This window comes from Streptomyces sp. NPDC047081 (genome assembly GCF_040643775.1).
GTDB lineage: Bacteria > Actinomycetota > Actinomycetes > Streptomycetales > Streptomycetaceae > Streptomyces.
Genome location: NZ_JBEYUY010000010.1, coordinates 247403 through 270319, shown reverse-complemented (window position 1 = coordinate 270319; position 22917 = coordinate 247403). Strand labels below are relative to the sequence as shown.

Here is a 22917-nt window from a genome sequence, read left to right as displayed (position 1 = left end):
GTGACAGCCCTGCATGATGGGCCCATGCGTGTGCTGATGCCGCTCCCCGACCGCGACTTCGACGTCACGGAGGTCGCCGTCCCCTGGCGGCTGCTCACCGACGCCGGACACCAGGTCGACTTCGCCACCGAAGGCGCCGGCACCCGCCCCGAGGCCGACCCGCGGCTGCTGACCGGCGTGCTCTTCGGGCGGCTCGGCGCGGAGGACGAACCCAAGCGGTTCTACGAACAGCTCACCGCAGCCCCCGAGTTCACCGCGCCCGCTGCCTGGGCCGACGTGGACGTGACGGCGTACGACGGACTGCTGCTGCCCGGCGGACACGCGCCCGGCATGCGGCAGTACCTCGGCTCCACCTCGCTCCAGCGGCAGGTCGCCCGGTTCTGGGCGCTGGGCCGGCCGGTCGGCGCGATCTGCCACGGCGTGCTGGTCCTGGCCCGCACCGAGGACCCGGCCACCGGCCGCAGCGTCCTGGCGGGCCGCCGGACGACCTGCCTGCCGAAGTACATGGAACGCACCGCCTACCTGACCACCGCCTGGCGCCTCGGCCGCTACTACCGCACCTATCCGGCCTACGTGGAGGACGAGGTGCGCGCCGCCCTCGCCGACCCGGGAGGGCAGTTCGAGCGCGGGCCGCGCGTCCTGACCCGGCGCGGCACGGCCGCCGACGACTCGCCCGCCTTCGTCGTCCAGGACGGCCACTATCTGTCCGCGCGCTGGCCGGGGGACGCGTACCTCTTCGCCCGCCGCTACCTGGATCTCCTCCGGGCGAGGTCGGGTGCCTAGACTTTCGGCATGGACGACACGTCGCTGGAGCGGCTCGGCGCGGGCAAGTACCTGCTGATCACGAGCTACCGCAAGAACGGCACCCCGGTCGCCACCCCGGTGTGGGTGGTGCGCGACGGCGACACGCTCGGTGTGTGGACGGTCGCCGACTCCTGGAAGGTCAAGCGGATCAGGGCGCGCGGCGACGTCCTGGTCGGCCCCTGCGACCTGCGCGGCAACCCCACCGGCGCCCAGCTCCCCGCGACCGCCGAGATCACCGACGAGGCGACCGTCGCCCGCTACCGGCAGCTGATCGCCCGCAAGTACGGCATCGCCGGCCGCCTCACCCTGCTCGGCAGCCGCCTGCGGCGGGGCCTGAAGGGAACCGTCGGCATCCGCGTCACGCTCGACGCCTGAGACGCGTACGGCCGCGTGGCCCCCTCGTCGGGCAGCCGCGCGGCCGTCGTCATGGCTCGTGCCGGGCTACGACGCGTCCACCACCGTGCCCTTCAGCTCCGGACCGCCGGGCCGCGGGTCGCCGTTGTCGTCGGTCGACCGGAAGAGCACCGACTCGGCGGGCTCGGTGACCTGGTCCCTGATCGTCGGCAGGTCCACCTCGCCGCTGAGCTTGCCGGCCGGGATGTCCGCGCCGAGGTACAGGTACTGGATCGAGGACAGCGGGCGTTCCGGGTCCGGTTTCTCGCCCGAAGCGTTCTCGAGCCACGCCGGGTCCACGTCCTTCGTGGACAGCTCCGGGCCACCGGTGACGGGAGCGATCGCGAAGTACACGCCGAGGTCCACGTCGGCGGCCTCGGACAGGGTCACCTTCCACTTCAGGGGCTGCCCCTCGGCGACCCGGTCCGCCACCGGCTGCACGCCGATCGTGGGCATCGGGTCGTCGTTCCGCACGGTCACCCCGCCGCGGTAGGCGCCGATGACGGCACCCCGGACGGCCTTGACCAGCACCGTGTTGTCGACGTCGTACGAGAAGCGGGTGTTGCCCTGCACCGTCACCGGTACGTCGATGTCGTGACCGCCGGGCCGGACGGTCGCCAGGTGCTGCTTGGTCCTGCCGGTGGCCGGATCGACGACGTAGACGCGCACCTGGCCGCTGCCCTGCCCGGAGACCTGCACCGGCACGGTGTACGTGCGGGTGCCGGCGTCGCCCTCCTTGACGGTCGTACGGCCGATGTCGACGCGCGGCAGCACGGCCTCCCGCACCGCCGGGGTGCCGGGGCGCCAGCCCCAGGCGTCCATCAGCCAGGCCCGTCCCGTGGTCGAACGCGGTGTCAGCTCAAGGGACTTGACGTGCCCGAGGTCGAGACCGGCCCGGGTCGCGGCGGTGAGCGGGACACGGACCTCGCGCGCCCAGTAGGAGGAGGTGCGTTCGGTGCCCGGCAGCCCGTCGACGGTGACGCGGCCGAGGCCGGCCCGCTTGCCGTGGGTGTCCGTGAGGGACACGTCGAGCTTCGTGCCGGTGGAGCCGGGCGGCACGATCACGCGCAGGGTGAGGTCCTTGGCGCCGGCGAGCTTCACCGGCGTGCCGGGGCGCACCTTCACGGCCGATCCGGCGCGCGTCCAGTGCAGTGCCACGGCGCGGCGGCCGACCTCGCGCTCGGTCTCCCACTGCGCGAAGTGCGGTGAGGAGCCCTTGGTGCCGGGGCCCAGGCAGGCCACGTTGACGTCCGGGTCGACGGCCGAGCACAGCTTTGCGCCCGTCACCGACATCTTGCCGTCCGGCAGGAATCCACCGGCCCGGTTCGCGCCGACCGCGTGGGTGAGCACGCGCGCGGGGTCCGCCGAGGGAGCCCGCTTGCCGGAACCGTCCAGCAGCGGCCGTACCTTGTCGTCGCCCGCGACGAACAGCCGGGCCGCGGCGGCGATGTAGGTGCTGCCCGCCTTGTGCTGCTGGTTCGCCGTGAGACGGGTCGCGGTGCCGGGTGAGCACACGGGGTCCCGCTGCTGCGGGTCGTCGTAGAAGTCGTCGTCCGAGGGCGCCTGGGCCTGACCCGGAGTCCACTCCGTGTTGAAGAAGTTGTGGTTCGCGCCGACCACGTACACCGCGCTGTGCAGCGCCTTGCCCCGGCTGATCCCGCGGGTGCCGTCGACGAACGCCTCGCCCTGGAGGTCGGAGACGTCGCCGTCGCAGCCGGGCAGGATCGTCGCCGACGGCACGTCCGCGACCGGGTTCTGGCCGAAGATCGTCGGTCCGATCAGCACGTTGCCGCGGATGTGCCAGCGCACCGGGCCGTGGTAGCCGTCCTGTGCGGCGGGCGGCGGGTACAGACTGTCCAGCGCGGCGCGGTTGACGCCCTCGCCGCCGCGCGAGTGCCCGACGAGCAGCACGCGGGAGAGGTCGGCCTTCGGCGCGTCACGGACGACGGCGGGCGCCGAGCCCGGGTTCGCCGCCCAGTCGGCCCAGCGGGCCAGGTGCTGCCGGACCAGCGAGGAACGGGCCTGCGCGCCGCCGTCCTCGGCCGCGTAGTCCTGGCCGTTGATGCCGTTCGCCGAGATGGAGACGGTCACATAGCCCTGCGAGGCGAGGAGTCGCTGGTCGCGCAGATAGCCGCGGTAGCTGGGGATCGGCTTGGTGCCCTGCGGGCAGGGCCAGTCGCCGGTCACGTCCTCGCCCTTGTAGCAGGTGGCGTGGCGGCCGTGCAGGAACAGGGCGAGCGGACGCTTGCCGGTGGCGCCCTTCGGCGCGACCACCACGGCCTTCATCTCGACCGGCTCGGGGAAGTCGGGCAGCTTCACCGGGTCGAGGTCGTACTCGCCGGTGGTCGTGCGGTACGAGCCCGGCTTTCCCGGGTCGACGGAGTTCGCCGGGAGCTGCGCGGGCGGCCGGGCCGCGGCCACCGAACTCCGGCCGTGCGGGGCCTGCGCACGTCCGGCGGCGTCCAACTCCCGCCCACCGGCACGTACTTCAAGGTCCTTCAGCGGGCTCGAAGCCCCGGTGTCCGCGAGGTCGAGACGGAACGTGCGCCCGTCCTTCCCCGGTTCCGGATGGCCGAGCAGCCGCCCGCCCGCGTAGAAGTCGACGCGCGCGTCCCCCATCGCCACCGGTGCGCTCGAACGCCACACCAGCTGCCGGCCGGCCCCCTCACCGATGACCTTCCAACCGGGCGGCAGATCACTGCCGTTGTCGGTCACCGCCGCCGACGGTCCGGCATCCGACGGCTGCGCCGCCTGTGCCAACCCTGGCGATCCCCCCGCCACCGCGAGCACCGCCACAGCGGCCACCCATATTCGCCGGGCACGGATCAAGATGCCCCTCCTTCGTCTTGCGATCCTCAAGTAGCGAGCTCAGGCACCCCGTTGGTCAGCGGAGGCCGCTCGCGTACCGGAGGACGTGAAGAAGAGCCTGTGGGTTGTCTGTGTACGACGATGTGATCGACGGTCGCCGACACGTTCGCGCCAACCCGGCCGGACAGGCATGCGTGCCCGGCCTCCGGGATAGGGCACCCCCTATGAGCCGAACTCCCTTGCGCGCCGCGATCGTCGGCACCGGCCACCGCGCCCAGACCTTCACCCACGGCCTCGCCGCCCGCCCCGGCCACCGCGTGGCCGCCCTGTGCGACCCGAACCCGACCCGGATGGCCTTCCACAACGGCCTGCTCACCGGCGCCGGCGAACCCGCCGCCACCACCTGGGAACCCGACCGCTTCGCCGACATGCTCGCCAAGGAGGACATCGACGAGGTCGTCGTCACCACCGTCGACGCCGAACACGACCGCTACATCATCCCCGCACTGCGGGCGGGCTGCCGGGTCGTCACCGAGAAGCCGATGACCGTCGACGCGGCCCGCTGCGCCCGCATCCTCGACACGGTCAGGGCCACCGGCAACTCACTCACCGTCGCCTTCAACTACCGCTTCAACCCCGTCCACGAGAAGGTCCGCGCCCTGCTCGCCGAGGGGAGCATCGGCGAGATCCTCTCCGTCCACTTCGAGTGGCTCCTCGACACCCGGCACGGCGCCGACTACTTCCGCCGCTGGCACCGCGAGAAACACAACAGCGGCGGCCTGATGGTCCACAAGTCGAGCCACCACTTCGACCTGGTCAACTGGTGGCTCGCCGACGAGCCGCAGGAGGTCTTCGGCTACGGACGGCTCGGCTTCTACGGCCGTGAGGCGGGCGAACGCCACGGGCTGCGCCGGGGGTACGAGCGCGCCCACGGCGCCGAGGCCGCCGCCGACGACCCCTTCGCCCTGGACCTCGCGGCCAACGACACCCTGCGCGCCCTCTACCTCGACGCCGAGCAGGACGACGGATACCTCCGCGACCGCAATGTCTTCGGCGGGCCGGTCACCATCGAGGACGACATGGCGGTCCTCGTCCGCTACACGCGCGGGGCGACGATGACGTACCACCTCACCGCGTACTCGCCGTGGGAGGGCTACCGCGTGATGTTCAACGGCAGCGCCGGGCGGGTGGAGTTGGAGGTCGAGGAGAGCCGCTGGCAGGCCCCGGTCACCCGAGTCACTTCCAACAGCGGTGCGCTCCACGGTGATACGGCCGCCGAGCACGCGGGCGGCGCGCGGCTCACGCTGCGCCCGTTGTGGAAGCCGCCGGTCGACATCCCGCTGGACGCCGCGCATGAGGCGCACGGCGGGGGAGATCCGCGGATGCTCGACGCGCTGTTCGGGGTGGTGGACGCGGAGGGTGGGAGCCCGGTGGACACGGGCGCAGGGGGTGCGTCGGATCCGGGCGCTGGGAGTCCGGCGGAACCTGACGGTGGGAGTCCGGCGGATCCGGGAGGCGCGCTGCACCCCACCGCCACCGAGCGCGACGGTGCCCTCGCGCTTGCCGTGGGCCTCGCCGCCAACCGGTGCTTCGAGACCGGGCGGCCCGTCGCCGTGCGGGATCTGATCCCCGGGGTGGTGGGGCAGGCGGGTCAGGTCCAGGCGCGGTAGGGCTCGTCGATCAGCTGGAAGACCGGCTCGCCGCGCACCGGGTCCTTGGCGGTGGACAGCCGGACCCGGTCGCCGCTGTGGATGCCGATCAGCGGGCCCATCACCCGGCCGCGCACCACGAAGCCCTCGGCCAGCTCGACGAGCGAGACATTGCGCGCGGCGGGGGTGTTGCGGTGCACGATCGTGGCGTGCCGGACCGTGCCCACGCCCTCGCTGCGCTCCGTCCGCAGGTCGCTGCCCTGGCAGACCGGACACAGCAGCCGGTGGTACATGGCCGTGCCGCACCAGGTGCAGCGCTGGAAGACGATGTTCTCCGAGTCCGACGCCAGGGGATCGAGCAGGCCCGCCCCGGAGCCGGCGGTCTGACGGGCAACGCTTCCTGAGTGGTGGTACACGCTGGTCAACTCCCTGCGCTAGGGCGGACTCCCACGTGCGCGGTTCGCTGTGCCACCGTGCACAGCCCCAATGTATGGCACTGAGTGCCAGCCGTAAAGGCACTGCGTACCCTCAATTTGACGGGGATGTTTCCGCAGGCCAGAGGGGGCGGGCGCGAGGGGCAGCCCTCGGTGGGCGTGGGTGGGTCAGCCGCGGCCGAGCGCCGACTCGATCTCCTGGACCACCCGCCACAGCGGGGCATCGCGCCGGGCCACGACCACCACCACGTCCTCGGGCAGCTCGACCTGCAGCGGCGCGGGCGCGGTCCCGAAAGCGGACTGCACGTATCCCAGCGCGTGGTCCACCGTCGCGCTCGCGTCGCCCTGTCCGTCCGAACGCAGCCAGGAACGCAGCGCGTTGTTGTGCGCCGCCACCACGGCCGCCGCGATCACGTCGGCCTGCAGCGTCCCGTCCCGGCGGCCCGCGAAGCGCGCCCGCAGGTACTCGGCGAGCGCGCGCTCGTAGCGCCACACCACCGACAGCTCGAAGGCGCGCAGCCCCGGCACCTTCTTGGTGAGCCGGTAGCGCTGTACGGAGAAGGTCGGGTTCTCGGCGTACATCCGCAGCACCAGCCGGGCCGCGTCGCACACGCGGTGTACGGGCTCGTCGTCGTCCGCGCTCTTGGCGAGGTAGGCCGTCATGTCGGCCAGGCACCGCTCGTGGTCGGGGAAGACCACGTCCTCCTTGGAGGGGAAGTAGCGGAAGAACGAGCGCCGCCCCACGCCGGCCAGGGCCACGATGTCGTCGACGGTCGTCTGCTCGTAACCCCGCTCCAGGAACAGCTGGAACGCCGCCGCCACCAGGGCGTCCCGCATCGGTGGCTTCCCGGCCGCCGCCTCCGTCTTCATGCACGGAACGTAGCATCCGGCCGCACCTGATGGCACTCAGTGCACACCCATGAGGGAACTCAGTGCTCTCCTTGTGAACGCCGATCATATTGATCGCAAACGATCGATACGATGGTGGGCATAGAGTTGGCGGCTCGGGATCATGCCCGGGACCCGTTCGTCCGGCCTCGCTCCAGGGGGAGCCCATGCGACTGCACGTCGACCAGCGCCACGAGAAGGTGCTCGAACTCGTCCGGGAGCGGGGCAGTCTGCGCGTCGCCGATCTCGCCGCCGAACTCGGCGTCTCCGCGGTCACCTTGAGGCGGGACGTGGAGGCGCTGGCCGCGCAGGGGCGGGTGCACCGGCTGCACGGCGCGGTGGTGTGGCCCGGCGACGACGCGGCCGTGGAAGCGGAGCGGCCCGGGCGCCTCGACGGTGCGGTGATCGGAATGATCGTGCCGACCACGAAGATCATCTTCGCGGACATCGTCCGGGGCGCCCGCGAGGCCGTCGCCGCCCAGGGCGGACGACTCCTGCTCGGGGTGAGCGGATACGTCGACGCCGAGGACTCCGTGCAGGCCGGACACCTCGTCTCCGGCGGGGCACAGGGCCTGCTGGTGGCGCCCAGCTGGTTCGGCGGTGTACCCGAGGACGGGCAGGAGAAGTGGCTGCGGGACCACGCGGTGCCCACAGTCCTCGTCGAACGCTCGGCCCCGCCCGGAAACCCCGCCGCCGCCCTCGACCGGGTCGGCACCGACCGGGCGCACGGTGCCGCGGTCGCCGTCGGCCACTTCGCCGCCCTGGGTCACAGCAGGATCACCGCCGTCCTCCAGGAGGGCCCGCACGCCGTCCAGATCACCGCCGGCTTCGAGGCGGCCGTGCGGGCGCTGGGCCTGAAGGCCGACCCGGGCGCACCGACCGTGCGCGAACACGGGGACTACGAGGCCAGCGTCGACTACCTGGTCGAAGCGGTGAAGAAGCGGGGCCTCACCGCCGCGCTCGTGCACAGCGACGAGGACGCGATCGTGCTCCTGCCCAGGCTCCAGGCCCGCGGCATTCGGGTGCCGGACGACCTGGCGCTCATCGCGTACGACGACGGGGTCGCCGCCCTCGCCGACGTACCGCTCACCACTGTCGCGCCGCCGACGCACGCCGTCGGCGAACTGGCCGCGCAGCTGCTCCTCCAGCGGCTCGCGGAGCGCAGGGGCGGCCGGCGGCCCGGGCCGCGTCAACACATCGAACTGCTCCCGGAGTTGAGGGTCCGCGCGTCCTGCGGCGGTACGCCGACCGACGAGCCGGCCTGAAGGGACTTGATCAGTCGGCCTGAAGCGGCCTGAAGCGAACCGACGAACCGATCAGTTGATGAGCATTGAGCGATCGTTTTGATTGTATTGCGCGAACGCTCTTGACTCCGATCGTGTGCGCACAAAAGATGTCCTGCGACCGCCTCTTCCCTTACGAGGTCTCGTAGGAGCAGTGCATGACGCGCACTTCACGTTCGTTCCGTACCGCAGCCTTCGCCGCCGTCGCAGCCCTCGGCCTGCTCACCACCGCCTGCGGCGGCGACGGCGACTCGACCGGATCCGCCGCCGGCAAACCGGTCACCCTCACCTACTGGACCTGGACGCTCGGCGCCAAGTCGACGGTCGAGGCGTTCAACAGGACGCACAAGGACATCAAGGTCGAGTTCACCGAGATACCCGGCGGCACCGAGGGCTACAGCAAGCTCGCCAACGCCGTGAAGGCGGGCAACGCACCCGACGTGGCCACGATCGAGTACCAGATGGTCCCGGAGTTCGCCAGCCAGGGCAATCTGATCGATCTGACCAAGTACGCCGGTGAAACGGTCAAGACGAAATTCCCGCAGTCCATCCAGAGCCTGGTCACCTTCGGCGGCAAGACCTGGACGGTGCCGTACGACGCGGCGCCGCAGCTGTACTACTACCGCACCGACCTGTTCAAGAAGTACGGCATCGAAGTCCCCAGAACCTGGGACGAGTTCAGGACCGCCGCCGAGAAGGTCAAGAAGCAGGACAAGAGCGTCCGCCTGGCCTCGATGCCGAAGAACGACCCGGCGCTGCTGGCGGCGCTGTCCTGGCAGGCGGGCGGCAAGTGGTTCGCCACCGAGGGCGACGCCTGGAAGGCCGGCGTCGACGACACCGCGACCAAGAAGGTCACCTCCTACTGGGACGGCCTGATCAAGGACGACCTCGTGCAGTCGTACGCCGGCTACAGCCCCGAGGAGACCAAGGCCCGCACGGCGGGGAAGACCCTGTCCTTCCTCGGCGCGTCCTGGTCGGCGGGCGGCATGCAGACCTCCATGCCCGACCTCAAGGGCAAGTGGGCCGCCGCGCCCATGCCCAACTGGGGCACCGCGGCCAGCGGCAACTACGGCGGTAGCTCCTACGGCGTCCTCAAGGGCAGCGAACACGCCGAGGCCGCGGCCGAGTTCATCACCTGGCTCACCACGAACAAAGCCGGCGTCGAGGCCCGCCTCGCCGACCTCGCTTCGCCGAGCAGCGCGCTGCCGGCCAACCCCGGGATGCGGGAGGTGGCCGCGGCGAAGTTCGACACCTCGTACCTGAACGGCCAGGACCTCTACAAGCTGGCCTCCGAGCAGGTCGACACGATCGTGCCGGGCTGGACCTGGGGCCCGGACCAGATGGACGTCTACACCGCCGTCCAGGACGCCACCGCCAAGTCCGGCTTCACCGCGGGCGTCGAGGCGGGCCAGCAGAAGGCGGAAGCGGGCATCACGGAACGCGGGCTCAAGCTCGCCGAGTGACGTGACGACCGCGCCGGTCGGGGCGCCCGGCCAAGGCCCCGACCGGCGCCCCTGCCGACCCCATCCGCCTTACCGCCCTCGTCAAGGAGCCGCCGTGGCAGCCCCCACCGCACCTCCCCTACGCCGTCCGGAAAGACTCCGGCCGCCCGCTGATCCACCGCGGGCATCCGGACTGCGGCGCAGCCAGCGTCGTACCGCCGTCCTGTTCGTCACCCCGTTCTTCGTCCTGTTCGCCGTGGTCATGGCGGCGCCCATCGGCTACGCGGCGTGGATGAGCCTGTTCCAGGAGCGTTCCTCGGGGCTCGGGTTCGGCGGCAGCGAGCGGGTGTTCAGCGGGATCGCCAACTACACCAAGGCGCTCTCCGATGCCGGATTCCGGGCCTCCTTCGCGCACATCGCCGTCTACTGCGCGCTCTACATCCCGGTGATGATCGGCGCCTCGCTCACCCTGGCGCTCCTGCTCGACTCCGCACTCGCCCGCGCCAAGCGGTTCTTCCAGCTCGCGCTCTTCGTGCCCCATGCGATCCCCGGACTGATCGCCTCGATCATCTGGATCTACCTCTACACCCCGGGTCTGAGCCCGGTGCTCGACTGGATCGGAGCGCTCGGCGGCTCCTGGGACTTCTACAGCAACGACCATGTGCTCACCTCCATGGTCAACCTGACCGCCTGGCAGTGGATCGGCTACAACATGGTCATCTTCTACGCCGCCCTGCAGGCCGTACCGCGCGAAGTGATCGAAGCGGCCGTCGTGGACGGCGCCGGCGCCCTGCGCACCGCACTGGGCATCAAGGTGCCGATGATCGCCTCGGCGATCGTCATGACCGTTCTGTTCACCTGCGTCGGCGCGATCCAGATCTTCACCGAGCCGAAGCTCCTCAACCAGCGTGGCGCGCCCTCGATCGACACCGAGTGGTCGCCCACCCTGTTCATCTGGAAGGCCGGATTCGTGCGGCACGACTACGGCCTGGCCGCCGCGGGTTCCCTGCTGCTCGCCGCGCTCGGCGTCCTGCTCTCCTACCTGGTCACCAGGCTCGGCAACCGGTGGAAGGCGGCAGCCGCGTGAGATCACTGCTCTCCAAGGGCGCCGTCAACGGCCTCCTGGTCGTCGCCGCCTGCTACACGCTCATGCCCGTCAGCTGGCTGCTGTTCGCCGCCACCAAGAACCACCGCGACTTGTTCGCCACCCCGGGCTTCGCCTTCGGCGACTTCGACCTGCTGACCAACCTGCGGCGCGTCCTCACCTTCGACGACGGCATCTACCTGCGCTGGTTCGGCAACAGCATCCTCTACTCCGTCATCGGCTCCGCCGCCTCCACACTCATCTGTGTGGCCACCGGCTACGCCTTCGACAAGTACGAGTTCAAGGGCCGCGAGAAGCTGTTCGGGCTGGTCCTCGGCGGCGTCCTGGTACCCAGCACGGTCATCCAACTGCCGATGTACCTCCTGGCCACCAAGGCCGGGATCGTCAACACCTACTGGGCGCTGCTGCTGCCCGCCCTGGTCAACCCGTTCGGCGTCTACCTCGCCCGCGTCTTCTCCGAAGGCTACGTACCGAACGAGGTCCTGGAGGCCGCCCGCGTCGACGGGGCGAGCGAACTGCGCCTGTTCTCCCGGATCTCCCTGCCGATGCTGGCGCCGGGCTTCATGACCATCTTCCTGTTCTCGTTCACCGCCAGCTGGAACAACTTCTTCGGCGCCCTCGTCATGCTCAACGACGACCACCTCTACCCGGTCAACCTGGGCCTGTTCATGTGGAACAGCGTCACCCAGCAGCAGCCCGAGTACTACTCGCTCGTCATCACGGGCTCCCTCGTCGCCGTCGTCCCGCTGATCGTCGCGTTCGTCTGCCTGCAGCGCTTCTGGCGTTCCGGTCTGACCGCCGGCGCGGTGAAGTGACGATGCCCGCACCGGAAGGCACCCTCCTGAACGGCACACCGCCCCGACCGCCCGCCCTGCCCCGCCCGCACACCCTCCTCGCCATGGGCGCCGACGTCCACGGCCGCCTCCTCGCCCAGGGCGCCCTCGACCGACTCACCTCCGTCGCCCACGTCGACACCAAGACCGCCGTCACCGACCTCGAACGGGCCGACCCCGCCGAACTCGCCCGCGCCGAAGTGCTGTTCACCCACTGGGGCGCCCCGCAGCTCACGGAGGACGCGCTGCACCGCATGCCCCGGCTGCGGGCGGTCGTCCACGCGGCCGGCTCGGTCAAGCACCACGTCACCGAAGCCGTGTGGCTGCGCGGCATCCGGGTCTCCTCCGCGGCCGCCGCCAACGCCCTGCCGGTCGCCGAATTCACCCTCGCCGCCATCCTGTTCGCGGGCAAACGCGTCCTCGACGCGGCCCGCGCCTACACCCGGGCACGGCAGCGGACCGATCTCCTGACGTACTACAGCGGTCACGGCAACTACCACCGCACCGTCGGAATCGTCGGAGCCTCCCGCATCGGCCGCCGGGTCATCGAACTGCTGCGCCCGCTCGACCTCGACGTCCTCCTCCACGACCCCTACCTCGACGCCCACCAGGCCCGCGCCCTGGGCGCACACCCCGTCGGCCTCGACGAACTCGCCCGACGCAGCCACGTGGTGTCCATCCACGCCCCCCAACTCCCCGAGACCCGGCACATGTTCGACGCCCGCCGCCTCGCCCTCCTCCAGGACGGCGCCACCCTGATCAACACCGCCCGCGGCTCCCTCGTCGACACCGACGCCCTCACCGCCCACCTCGCCACCGGCCGCCTCCACGCGGTCCTCGACGTCACCGAACCGGACGTACCACCCGCCGACTCGCCCCTCTACACCCTCCCCAACGTGCTGCTCACGCCGCACATCGCCGGCTCCCTCGGCAACGAGCTGACCCGCATGAGCGACTGGGCGACCGAAGAGGTCGCGCGCTACGCCCAGGGCCTGCCGTTCGAGCACGAGGTGAAGCCGGACGAGCTGACGCGGTCGGCGTGAGCGGAACACCGAGCGACTCGGACGTAACAGAGGGAAACTGTCCAACTCGCGCAAAACGATCGATACGAAAGGAACCCGTGCCCGACACCCCCAACCCCGGCCGCGCCCTCGTCGTCGGCATCGACGGCGTACGCCTCGACACACTGCGCCGCGTGCCCACCCCGCACCTCGACGCCCTCGCCGCCGAGGGTTTCCTCACCCCAGTCGAGGTGGACGCCCAGACACCGACCATGTCCGGCCCCTGCTGGGCGACCGTCGTCACCGGCGTGACCGTGGCCAAGCACGGCGTGTGGAGCAACGACCTCACCGGTCACCGACTCGACGTCTTCCCCGACTTCGCCACCCGCCTGGCCGACCAGTACGGCCGCCGCACGTTCGTCGCCGCGGGCTGGCAGCCCCTACTTCAGCCGCATGCCGGCGGCCCCCTCTTCCGCGCCCCGTCCCGCACCGCGTACATCGCCCCCACCGCCGACACCCCCGAGGCCTGGGAGCACTGCGACGAGCAGATCACCGAGACGACCGCACGGGTACTCGCCGAGGACGACGTCGACGCCTCCTTCGTCTACCTGGGCGCACCCGACGAGACCGCCCACTTCCTGGGCTGCGGCGAAGAGTACGAAGCGTCGATACGGCAGGCCGACATACGCCTCGGCCGACTGCTGGCCGCCGTCCGCTCGCGCCCCTCGTACGCCGAGGAGCGCTGGACCTTCCTGGTCGTCACCGACCACGGCCATGTCGACGCGGGCGGCCACGGCGGCCGTTCGCCCGAGGAGCGCACGGCCTGGCTGGCCGCGGCAGGCCCCGGCATCCACGCGGCACCACCACACCTCCGCCACGCCGACGTGGCCGCCCAGGTCTTCGCCGCCCTGGGCCGACAGCCCGACCGGCACTGGACTCTGGACGGCCAGCCGTTCGCGGCCGTGCCGGAGACCGCCGTGCAGGCCGTCAGGCAAGCGTGACCTCCACCGGCAGCTTCTTGATGCCGTTGACGAAGTTCGAGCGCACGCGCGGGACTTCACCGACCAGGCGGATGTCGGCCAGACGCGGGATCAGCTCCTCGAACATGATCCGGATCTCGGTGCGGGCGAGCAGATTGCCCAGGCACAGATGCGGGCTGCCCTTGCCGAAGGTGACGTGGTCGTTGTCGGTCCGCGCGACGTCGAAGTCGTACGGATTGCCGAAGACCGCCTCGTCGCGGTTGCCGGAGGCGTACCACATGACGACCTTGTCGCCCTCCTTGACCTGCTTGCCGCCGAGTTGGACGTCGCGGGTCGCGGTGCGGCGGAAGTGGTAGACGGGGGAGGCCCAGCGCAGGAACTCCTCGACCGCGCCCGGGATCAGGGAGGGGTCGTCCTTCAACCTGGCCAGCTGCTCGGGGTGTTGGAGGAGGGCCAGCATGGAGTGGGTGATGGTGTGCCGGGTGGTCTCGTTGCCGGCCACCACCAGGAGCAGGAAGTAGTTGTCGAAGTCCTGCGCGGACAGCGGGACTCCGTCGCGCGGGGTCGTGTTGACGAGCCTGGAGACCAGGTCCGTGCCGTCACCGCCGCGCCGCCGGCGGGCCAACTCCCGTCCGTACTCGAAGACTTCGAGCGAGGCGGGCGAACGGAACGGCAGATCCCGGTACTTCTCGCTCTCCGCGCTGTGCAGCAGCACGTCCGCGTAGTCCGGGTCGGTGTTGCCGATGATCCGGTTGCCCCAGTCGATGAGCTGCTGGTTGTCCTCCGGCGGCACGTCGAGGAGCCGGGCCAGGACGTTGATGGGGAAGTCCGCGGAGACCTCCTTGACGAAGTCGAAGGAGCCCTTGGCGAGCGCCGCGTCGAGGGTCCTCGCGGTCAGACCGCGCAGGAAGTCGGTGTAACTGTTGATGACACCGGCGCCGAACTGCCGCTGGATCACGCTGCGCAGAGCCCGGTGGCGGACGCCGTCCAGCTCCAGGATGGAGGCCCGCTTCCTGATCTGGTCCTCGTCGACCTCCTCCAGGTTCACGAACCTGGTCGAGGTGAAGGTCTCGGCGTCACGGTCGACTCGGGCGATGTCCGCGTGCCGGGTCACCGCCCAGAAACCGGAGTTGGGCGCCTCCTCCGGCTGCCAGTGCACCGGGTCCTCGTGGCGCAGGGTGTGGAACATCCGCCAGGGGGTGACCCCGTCGGTGAAGTTGTCGAGGTCGGCGAGGTCGACGTCCGCCAGCGGCATGGGCTCGGCGGCGGCCGGAACAACAGTGGTCACGTGATGGCTCCAGTCGTCACAGGTGGTAGGCGTACTCGGTGAACTCCCAGTCGGTGACGTGCCGTTGGAAGCGATCGACCTCGTTGCGCTTGTAGGCGAGGAAAGAGGCGGTGAAGTCCTTGCCCAGGACGTCGGCGAAGGCGGTGTCCGCCTCAAGCGCGTCCAGGGCGCCGGTGAGCGTGGTCGGCAGCAGGGCCGAGCGGGCGGTGTCGTAGCCGTAGCCCTCCAGCGGGGCCGGCGGCTCCTCGGCCGCGAGCACACCGAGCAGCGCCGCGGCGACCGTGCCCGCGATCAGCAGATACGGATTGGCGCTCGCGTCCCCGAGCCGCAGCTCCAGCCGCGCCCCGGACCCGCGCTCCGGCGGGATGCGCACCATGGCACTGCGGTTGTCGAGCCCCCAGTCGATCAGCCAGGGCGCGAGGGTGTCCGGGCCGAAGCGTTTGTACGAGTTCACGGTCGGGTTGGCGAGGGCGGCGAGGGCCGGCGCGTGGGCGAGGACCCCGGCCACGGCATGACGGGCGGTGGCCGACAGACCGTACCCGCCGGAAGGATCGTCGAAGGCGTTGCGCCCGCCGGCGTCCTCGCACGACAGGTGCAGATGGAAACCGGAGCCGCCCGCGTCGTTGAACGGCTTGGCCATGAACGTGGCGAGCCGCCCCTCCCGCCGCGCCAGCTCCTTGATCGCCGCCTTGAAACGGAACGCGCGGTCGGCCGCCGACATCGCCTCCGAGTGCAGCAGGTTGATCTCGAACTGCCCGCCGTCGAACTCGTGGTTCCCGCTGATCACGCCCAGGTCCAGATCCCGGACCTGGCGCAGCGTGCGCAGCAGGTGGTTGTCGGGGTCGGCGCGCAGCCCGGCCGTGTAGACGACACCGGCGTCCCGCGCGTACCGCCGCCAGCCGCCCGCCGGGTCCGCGTCGCACAGGTAGTACTCCAGTTCGGGCCCGACCACCGGCCGCAGCCCGTGCTCCCCGCAGCGCGCGAGCACCGAGCGCAGCAGATCGCGCGGCGACTCGGGCGCCGGCTGCCCGGTGGCCGGATCCCGCACATCACCGAGACAGACCGCGACCCCCGGCTCCCACGGCAGCGGCGCGAGCGTGTCGAGATCCGGTCGTACGGCGATGTCGGGCAGCCCGGCGTCCAGGCCGCCGCTGACCGGCACCACATCGCCCTGCGGGCTGGTGTGGTAGACGGCCCGGCAGAAGGCGAGGCCGTGCTCCACGGCCCTCGGCAGCTCCTCGACGAGTACGTCGCGGGCCCGGTCGGTGCCGATCAGATCGGGGTAGGTCACCCGGACCACGTCGATGCCGTCGGCGGCGAGCCGCTCCAGATGGCGGCCGAGGTCCGGGGTGTCGTGAGCGCTCACCGTTGTCTCCTCGAAAGGAAGAGGCCGGGGCGGTGCGGCTGCCCGGCGGAAGTTGTTTGATGCCAAACGGTAGGAAGGGGGAGGGCTGACCGCAAGGGGTCCGGGAAAAGAATTTATCCAGACGGATAGGTATTGACCAGGGGTGGCGCTCTGCCTACCTTGTTTGAAGCCAAACGAGTTGGGGGCGCGGAAATCCGCATCCCTTTGGCAGGGGCCCGTCCGTCCGGCGGGCGGGCCCTCTTTCCCCTTCTTCTTCCTGCTCCGACGCCCTCACCCTCTGGAGGACCGGCCATGAAGGTCGTCGTCGACATGAACAAGTGCCAGGACCACGGCCAGTGCGTCTTCGCGGCCCCCGACGTCTTCCGCCTCGACGACGACGGGCACCTCGCCTACGTCCCCGACCCCGACGACGCGCTGCGCGACGAGGTCGAGGAGGCCGCGGACGTCTGCCCGCTCCAGGCCATCCGGATCGAGGACTGACATGAGCCGCATCCTTGTCGCGGGCGCCTCGATGGGCGGTCTGCGCGCCGCCGAGCAACTGCGCGCGGTGGGCTGGAGCGGGGCGATCACGGTCGTCGGCGACGAACCCCACATGGCCTACAACCGGCCGCCGCTGTCCAAGGAGGTCCTCGCGGGCCGCGCCGGCTTCGCATCGCTCGCCTTCACCCCGAAGGCCTCCACCGCCGACGTCGAATGGCGCCTCGGCACGCGGATCCTCGCGGCCCGGCTCGACGAGCGGACCGTGGAACTCGACGACGGTACGACGATCTCGTACGACGGACTGGTCGTCGCCACCGGGATGCGGCCGCGGCGCCTCCGCTGCCCCGGGCCGGTCGCCGGGCGTCACACGGTCCGAACGATCGCCGACGCGCAGGGTCTGCGGGACGAGCTGACCCGGCCCGGCGCGCGGGTGGTCGTGGTCGGCGCGGGGTTCATCGGCTGCGAGGTCGCCGCGACCGCGGTGGGGCTCGGCGCGGCCGAGGTGACCGTCGTGGATCCGCTGCCGCTGCCCATGGTCGGGCCGCTGGGCGAACTGCTGGCCGGCGCGCTGCTCGGCCGGCACGAGCAGCGCGGGGTGCGCTTCGCGCTCGGCACGGGGGTCGCGGGCTTCGCGGGGGAGGACCGGGTGACCGGTGTCCTGCTCGCCGACGGTCGCATGCTGGACGCGGACGTGGTCGTGGAGTCCGTGGGGTCCGTGGCCAACGTCGAGTGGCTGGACGGGAACGGGCTCGATCTCACCGACGGGGTGCTGACCGACGAGCAGCTGCGGGTGGGCGGGCGGCCCGAGGTCGTCGCCGTCGGGGACGTCGCGCGTTTTCCCAACGCCCGGTACGACGGGGTGCCGCGGCGAGTCGAGCACTGGTCCATCCCGACGGACAGCGCGAAGCACGCGGCGAAGGTGCTCATCGCTCATCTGGCGGGTGCCGAGGGCGAGTTGGCGCCCTTCGCACCGCTGCCCACGTTCTGGAGCGACCAGCACGACTTCCGGTTGCAGTCCTTCGGGGCGCCCGTGCTGGGGCTCGGTGACGTCCGGGTCCTCGACGGGTCACCGGACGGTGACGTCCTGGTCGGGTACCACGCCGACGGTCGTCTGGTCGGCGTCGTGGCGCTCGGCGGCCAGTCGGCCGCGATGGGCGCGGCCCGTTATCGGGCCCAGTTGCTCAAGCAGCCCGCTCTCACTGCGTAAGGAACCCTGCAATGTCCGGTGTTCGTGGTTACTTCCATCCGAAGACGGCGACCGGTGCGTCGTCGCTGATTCCCTCGCCGCCGTGGCGGTACTCCGGCGACCTGCTCACCGTCGAGTACCGCACGGATCCCTCGCGGGTGCGTGAACTGCTGCCCGAGCCGCTGGAGTTGGCCGACGAGGATCCCGGCGCGGTCGCTCTGATCTGGGCCGACTGGCAGTCCTGCTCGGGCTCGGGGCAGGAGCTCCTCGATCCCGTGCTCGCGCAGTACAAGGAGGCCTTCGCGGTCGTCCGGTGCAAGTATCGGGGGCAGACCTACACGCGGTGCGTGTACATCTGGGTCGACAAGGACTTCGCGATCGCGCGCGGGCTGCACCAGGGGTATCCGAAGAAGCTCGGCTCCATCCATCAGACGCGACCGCATCCGTACGGGCCGGCTCCGCGGATCGAGGCGGGCGCACGATTCGGGGCGACGCTTGCCGCGGCCGACCGGCGGTTGGCGCAGGCTGTCGTGACGCTGCGGGAGCCGTCCGGGACGAACGGGTTCGTGAACGCGCATCCGATGGCTCACCATCGGTGGCTGCCCTCGATCGAGAAGGGCAAGGGGCTGGCGCTGGACGAGCTGATCGAGTCGGGGGCGGCGTCTTTCGAGGGCGGTCAACCGTGGGTCGGTGACGCGGAGTTGGAGCTTTTCGACGCGCCTACCGAGGAGTTGGCGCGGCTGGAGATTCGGGAGCCGATCGCCGCGTACTACCGGCAGGTCGGGGTGGTCTGGGACGGGGGGCGGCTGCTGGAGAGTGGGACGTCCGGGGCGGGTGCCGAGTGATGCCAGTGGGTGAGTGCGGGTTCGTTGTGGCTGGTCGCGCCCACGCGGCGGAGCCGCTTAAAGACACAGCTCCGCGCCCCTGAGTAGATCCACTTCCCCTCATTCTCAAAAGGAGCCCTGCTCATGGCTGACAAAATCATCGTCGCCGGCGTTGCCGTCGACACCCGGCACTGGATCGGTGGCGAGCGTGTCGCCTCCGACGCCACATTCACGGATCACTCACCCATTGACGGGGAGTTGATAGGCGACATCGCCCGAGGCGGGCCCGCCGAAGCGCAAGCCGCTGTCTCCGCCGCTCGCGCCGCGTTTCCCGCCTGGGCCGCCACCTCCCGTGCCGAGCGCGCCCGCATCCTGCATGCCATCGCCGATGGTGTCGAGAAGCGGATCGAAGAGCTCGCCATCGTCGAGACCACCGACAACGGGGCCTTGTTGCGGTCGCATCGGCGGGGTGTCATGCCTCGCGTCGCGCACAACTTCCGCTTCTTCGCCGACTGGTTGCTGACGCTGGAGCACGAGGACTTCGAGACCCGTGGGCACAGCAACCACGTCAGCTGGGACCCGGCGGGCCCCTGCGTGCTGATCACGCCGTGGAACGCGCCCCTGATGCTGGCCACTTGGAAGGTCGCCCCGGCACTCGCCGCCGGAAACACCGTCGTGCTCAAGCCCGCCGAGTGGTCGCCGTTGACCGCCTCGCTGCTCGCCGACATCGCCGCCGAAGCCGGGCTGCCGGCCGGGGTGTTGAACGTCGTGCAGGGGTACGGATCCGAGATCGGCGACGCCCTCACCTCGAACCCGGACGTGCGGCGGATCAGCTTCACCGGGTCGGTGCCCACCGCCACGCGGATCGCCGCCTCCGCCGCTCCCAATCTCACGCCGCTCAGCCTCGAACTCGGCGGCAAGTCACCCCTGTTGGTGTTCGCCGACGCGGATCTCGATCTCGCCGTGGACCTCGCGGTGGAGCAGTACGACAACGCCGGGCAGGTCTGCCTGGCCGCGACGCGCTTCCTTGTCGAGGCGTCGGTCGCCGAGGAGTTCACACAGCGCTTTGTCGACAAGGCGACGGCGCTCAGGCAGGGCGACCCGCGTGACGAGGCCACCGACATCGGCCCCAACATCCACCCGAACCAGCTGGAGAAGATCGACGGTTTCGTTCAGCGGGCGATCGCGTCCGGGGCGCGCGCGGTGATCGGTGGGCATCGCAAGGACGGCCAGTACTACGCGCCCACCCTGCTCACCGACGTCGCCCAGGACTCCGAGATCGTGCAGGAGGAGGTCTTCGGGCCGGTCCTGACCCTCCAGACCTTCCGCGACGAGGAGGAGGCGATCCGGCTCGCCAACGACACCCGCTTCGGGCTCGCCGCCACCCTCGCCACCGGCGACCCCGAGCGCGCCGAACGCGTCACCGCACAGCTGGTCGCGGGCACGGTCTGGGTCAACTGCTTCTTCGTACGCGATCTGCAGGCCCCCTTCGGCGGCTCCCGCCTGTCCGGCGTCGGCCGCGAGGGCGGGACCTGGAGCTTCGACTTCTACTGCGACCTGAAGAACACCGTCACCGCACCGAAGGGGTGGAACGACCATGGGTGAGATCGTCGGGGCGGGGCTCCTCGCCCACGTCCCCACCATCGTGCTGCCCGAGGCCGACCGGCTGGAGCTCAACGAGGGCAAGGAGATCACCCTCGTCAGCGGGCTGCGACAGCTGCGCGAGGACGTCTTCGAGCGTGACGACTACGACACCGTCGTCGTCCTCGACTCGCACTGGGCGACCACCGTCGAGTTCGTCGTCACCGCACAGCAGCGGCGCGCCGGGCTGTTCACCTCCGAGGAACTGCCGCGGGGGATGTGCCGGATGCCGTACGACTTCCCGGGCGATCCCGAACTCGCCCGCAACGTCGAGAAGTTCGCCGACAAGCACGGCACCTGGATCACCGCGATCGAGGACGACCACCTGCCGATCTACTACGCCACCATCAACCTCTGGAAGTTCCTCGGCGAGGGGCTGCCCGACAAGCGGTGGGTGACCATCGGGGTCTGCCAGACCGGGGACATGGAGGACCATCTGCGGCTCGGGCGAGCGCTGGCCGACGGCATCGCCGCCACGCCGGGGCGGCGGGTGCTGCTCATCGCCTCCGGCGCGCTGTCGCACTCCTTCTGGCCGCTGCGCGAGATCCGGGACCACGAGGCGAGCGATCCCGTGCACATCCGTACTCCGCAGGCTCGTGAGGCGGACTACGAGCGCATCGGCTGGTTCAAGGAGGGCCGGCACGACAAGGTCCTCGACACCATGGACGAGTTCTGGAAGCACAAGCCCGAGGCGAAGTTCTTCCACTACCTGATGATGGCCGGCGCCCTCGGCGAGCGCGCCTGCGTCGCCCGGGCCCGTCAGTACGGCGAGTACGAGAACTCCGTCGGCACCGGCCAGGTCCACCTCTGGTTCGACCGCCCGGCCGACGGCTGGACCGGCACGGAGGCGCACGAGGCCGCCGTACCCCGCAACCCGCACCGTCGCTCCTAGGAAGGCCGCCATGCCCGAATACCGCCGCATCCTCCTCGACGGCGCCGCCGTCCAGGTCACCGTCGACGGGGACGAACTCGTCGCCGGGGACGGCCGTCGCGTCAAGGTCGAGGAGGCCCAGCACCTGCCTCCGGTCGTGCCGTCGAAGGTCATCGCCGTCCACCTCAACCACCGCAGCCGCGTCGACGAGTTCCGCATCGAACTGCCGGACACCCCCACCTACTTCCACAAGCCGACCTCCTCCCTCAACTCCCACCGGGGCGCGATCGTCCGGCCCGAGGGCTGCAAGTGGCTCAACTACGAGGGCGAGGTCGCCATCGTCATCGGGAAGACCGCGCGGAACATCTCGCCCGAACAGGCGGGGGAGTACATCGCCGGCTACACCGTCGCCAACGACTACGGGCTGCACGACTTCCGCGACACCGACGCCGGGTCGATGCTCCGCGTGAAGGGCTCCGACACGCTCTGCCCGCTCGGGCCGGGGCTCGTCACCGACTGGGACTTCCACGGCAAGCGGCTGCGCACGTACGTCAACGGGGAGGTCGTGCAGGACGGTTCGACGGACGAGATGAAGTGGGACATGCACTACCTCGTCGCCGACATCGCCCGCACCATCACCCTGTACCCGGGCGACGTGCTGCTGTCGGGCACACCCGCCAACTCCCGCCCCGTGCAGCCCGGTGACGTGGTCGAGGTCGAGGTGGAGGGCCTGGGCCGGCTCACCAACCACGTCGTCACCGGACCCACCCCCGTCCGCACCGACGTCGGCGCACAGCCCACCGAGTCCGAGGAAGTGCTCTCCACCGCACTCGGCGGCGACTGGGAGTTCCGTGGCATCCGCCCGCCGCGTCGCTGACGGCGTCGCCGCAGGTAGGGTCGCTGTCATGACCGAGCCTGCCGAGCGCCGCCCCCGCAAGCGCGTGACATACGGCGCGGGCCGCGAGGCCCTGCTGAACGCCGCGGTGCGCGTCGTGGCGCGGGGCGGCCTGCGCAGGCTCACCTACCGCGCGGTCGCCGAGGAGGCGGGTGTCACCCACGGGCTCGTCGTGCACCACTTCGGCTCCCGCGACGCGCTGATCGAGGAGGCCCTCGCCCACGCCATCCGCACCTCGCTCAGCAGCAGCGCACTGGAGCCCGGCACCGGCAAGACCGAGGACTTCTCTGTCGGACTGACCGAGATGGTCGAGTCCGGGCCCGACCTCCAGTCCTTCCAGTACGAGCTCCTCATCGAGGCGCGCCGCCGGCCCGAGTTGCTCACCCACCTGCGCGCCCTCTATGAGGAGTACTTCGAGGCCACCCGGCGCGAGCTCACCCAGATGCTGCCCGGACCCGTCGACGAGGGCCTGTCCCGGATGGTGTTCGCCACCCTGGAGGGCCTCGTCCTGCACCAGCTCGTCTTCGGCGAGCGGGAGATCATCGAGGACGCCCTCGAAGAGCTGCGCGGTGTGCTGCGGCTGCTCGCCCGTGAGCGCGACGCGCACTGAGACCGCCCGGCCCCGGCCGCGCCGCGGACGTCCCTTGATTACGGCCCCGTAAGAAGTCCGCCTCAGAACGGATTCTCCGCCGCACCCCCTTGCCAAACGGATAGTTCCGCCCCACGATGAGCGCAACTCGTTTGGC

The 22917-nt window shown here is 70.8% G+C and carries 20 protein-coding genes and 1 pseudogene; 16 read left to right on the top strand and 5 right to left on the bottom strand.

Going from position 1 to position 22917, the window contains the following annotated elements; all coding sequences use genetic code 11:
- Positions 1 to 24: 24 nt before the first annotated feature.
- A complete protein-coding gene (locus ABZ848_RS21405) occupies positions 25 to 783 on the top strand; it encodes a type 1 glutamine amidotransferase domain-containing protein (RefSeq protein WP_360833991.1) in 759 nt (252 codons plus the stop codon).
- Positions 784 to 792: 9 nt separating this feature from the next.
- A complete protein-coding gene (locus ABZ848_RS21400) occupies positions 793 to 1179 on the top strand; it encodes a PPOX class F420-dependent oxidoreductase (RefSeq protein ID WP_360833989.1) in 387 nt (128 codons plus the stop codon).
- A 66-nt stretch (positions 1180 to 1245) separates the two neighbouring features.
- Here ABZ848_RS21400 and ABZ848_RS21395 read toward each other — a convergent pair whose 3' ends face one another.
- Positions 1246 to 4026 carry a hypothetical protein gene (locus tag ABZ848_RS21395; protein WP_360833987.1) on the bottom strand — a complete coding sequence of 927 codons (2781 nt, stop codon included), beginning with the start codon at positions 4024 to 4026 and terminating at the stop codon, positions 1246 to 1248.
- A 203-nt stretch (positions 4027 to 4229) separates the two neighbouring features.
- Between ABZ848_RS21395 and ABZ848_RS21390 the strand changes: the two genes are divergently transcribed.
- Positions 4230 to 5675 (top strand): Gfo/Idh/MocA family oxidoreductase, encoded by a 1446-nt coding sequence (locus ABZ848_RS21390; RefSeq protein WP_360833985.1) that lies wholly within the window; start codon positions 4230 to 4232, stop codon positions 5673 to 5675.
- On the opposite strand, the gene ABZ848_RS21385 is transcribed toward ABZ848_RS21390, so the two are convergent.
- Together ABZ848_RS21385 and ABZ848_RS21380 are read right to left on the bottom strand one after the other, a co-directional pair.
- Positions 5657 to 6070: a zinc ribbon domain-containing protein gene (locus tag ABZ848_RS21385; protein WP_360833983.1), complete on the bottom strand. Its 414-nt coding sequence runs from the start codon at positions 6068 to 6070 to the stop codon at positions 5657 to 5659. The two genes, ABZ848_RS21390 and ABZ848_RS21385, sit on opposite strands and share 19 nt — an antisense overlap.
- 186 nt (positions 6071 to 6256) lie before the next feature.
- On the bottom strand, positions 6257 to 6925 hold the full coding sequence (locus tag ABZ848_RS21380) for a TetR family transcriptional regulator (RefSeq protein WP_360834152.1): 669 nt from the start codon (positions 6923 to 6925) through the stop codon (positions 6257 to 6259).
- A 218-nt stretch (positions 6926 to 7143) separates the two neighbouring features.
- On the opposite strand from ABZ848_RS21380, the gene ABZ848_RS21375 reads away from it, so the two are divergent.
- The 6 genes and pseudogenes from ABZ848_RS21375 to ABZ848_RS21350 form a co-directional block, all read left to right on the top strand.
- A complete protein-coding gene (locus ABZ848_RS21375) occupies positions 7144 to 8241 on the top strand; it encodes a substrate-binding domain-containing protein (RefSeq protein WP_360833981.1) in 1098 nt (365 codons plus the stop codon).
- Positions 8242 to 8417: 176 nt separating this feature from the next.
- The gene (locus tag ABZ848_RS21370; RefSeq protein ID WP_360833979.1) at positions 8418 to 9722 is read left to right on the top strand and encodes a sugar ABC transporter substrate-binding protein; all 1305 of its coding nucleotides are present in this window, start codon (positions 8418 to 8420) and stop codon (positions 9720 to 9722) included.
- 94 nt (positions 9723 to 9816) lie between these two features.
- The gene (locus ABZ848_RS21365; protein WP_360833977.1) at positions 9817 to 10788 is read left to right on the top strand and encodes a sugar ABC transporter permease; all 972 of its coding nucleotides are present in this window, start codon (positions 9817 to 9819) and stop codon (positions 10786 to 10788) included.
- A gap of 62 nt (positions 10789 to 10850) precedes the next feature.
- Positions 10851 to 11621, top strand: a complete 771-nt coding sequence (locus tag ABZ848_RS21360) for a carbohydrate ABC transporter permease (protein WP_360834150.1) — start codon at positions 10851 to 10853, stop codon at positions 11619 to 11621.
- A gap of 83 nt (positions 11622 to 11704) precedes the next feature.
- On the top strand, positions 11705 to 12682 hold the full coding sequence (locus ABZ848_RS21355; protein WP_360834148.1) for a hydroxyacid dehydrogenase: 978 nt from the start codon (positions 11705 to 11707) through the stop codon (positions 12680 to 12682).
- Positions 12683 to 12759: 77 nt separating this feature from the next.
- Positions 12760 to 13587, top strand: a pseudogene (locus tag ABZ848_RS21350) (alkaline phosphatase family protein); the annotation flags it as partial.
- A 40-nt stretch (positions 13588 to 13627) separates the two neighbouring features.
- Here ABZ848_RS21350 and ABZ848_RS21345 read toward each other — a convergent pair.
- Together ABZ848_RS21345 and ABZ848_RS21340 are read right to left on the bottom strand one after the other, a co-directional pair.
- Positions 13628 to 14875, bottom strand: a complete 1248-nt coding sequence (locus tag ABZ848_RS21345) for a cytochrome P450 (protein WP_360834146.1) — start codon at positions 14873 to 14875, stop codon at positions 13628 to 13630.
- A gap of 49 nt (positions 14876 to 14924) precedes the next feature.
- Complete coding sequence (locus ABZ848_RS21340) at positions 14925 to 16274, bottom strand: glutamine synthetase family protein (RefSeq protein WP_360833975.1); 1350 nt, start codon at positions 16272 to 16274, stop codon at positions 14925 to 14927.
- 291 nt (positions 16275 to 16565) lie between these two features.
- Between ABZ848_RS21340 and ABZ848_RS21335 the strand changes: the two genes are divergently transcribed.
- The 7 genes from ABZ848_RS21335 to ABZ848_RS21305 all read left to right on the top strand — a co-directional run bounded on the left by ABZ848_RS21335 (position 16566) and on the right by ABZ848_RS21305 (position 22781).
- Entirely contained in the window at positions 16566 to 16754 is a 189-nt protein-coding gene (locus ABZ848_RS21335; protein WP_360833973.1) for a ferredoxin, read from the top strand.
- 1 nt (position 16755) lies between these two features.
- A complete protein-coding gene (locus ABZ848_RS21330; protein WP_360833971.1) occupies positions 16756 to 17961 on the top strand; it encodes an FAD-dependent oxidoreductase in 1206 nt (401 codons plus the stop codon).
- An 11-nt stretch (positions 17962 to 17972) separates the two neighbouring features.
- Positions 17973 to 18785 (top strand): acetoacetate decarboxylase family protein, encoded by an 813-nt coding sequence (locus tag ABZ848_RS21325; protein WP_360833969.1) that lies wholly within the window; start codon positions 17973 to 17975, stop codon positions 18783 to 18785.
- 123 nt (positions 18786 to 18908) lie between these two features.
- Complete coding sequence (locus ABZ848_RS21320; protein WP_360833967.1) at positions 18909 to 20369, top strand: aldehyde dehydrogenase; 1461 nt, start codon at positions 18909 to 18911, stop codon at positions 20367 to 20369.
- Positions 20362 to 21297 carry a 3,4-dihydroxyphenylacetate 2,3-dioxygenase gene (locus ABZ848_RS21315; RefSeq protein WP_360833965.1) on the top strand — a complete coding sequence of 312 codons (936 nt, stop codon included), beginning with the start codon at positions 20362 to 20364 and terminating at the stop codon, positions 21295 to 21297. The genes ABZ848_RS21320 and ABZ848_RS21315 overlap by 8 nt, the downstream gene beginning before the upstream one ends.
- A 10-nt stretch (positions 21298 to 21307) precedes the next feature.
- Complete coding sequence (locus ABZ848_RS21310; protein WP_360833963.1) at positions 21308 to 22153, top strand: fumarylacetoacetate hydrolase family protein; 846 nt, start codon at positions 21308 to 21310, stop codon at positions 22151 to 22153.
- 28 nt (positions 22154 to 22181) lie between these two features.
- Positions 22182 to 22781, top strand: a complete 600-nt coding sequence (locus ABZ848_RS21305; protein ID WP_360833961.1) for a TetR family transcriptional regulator — start codon at positions 22182 to 22184, stop codon at positions 22779 to 22781.
- Positions 22782 to 22917: the final 136 nt, after the last annotated feature.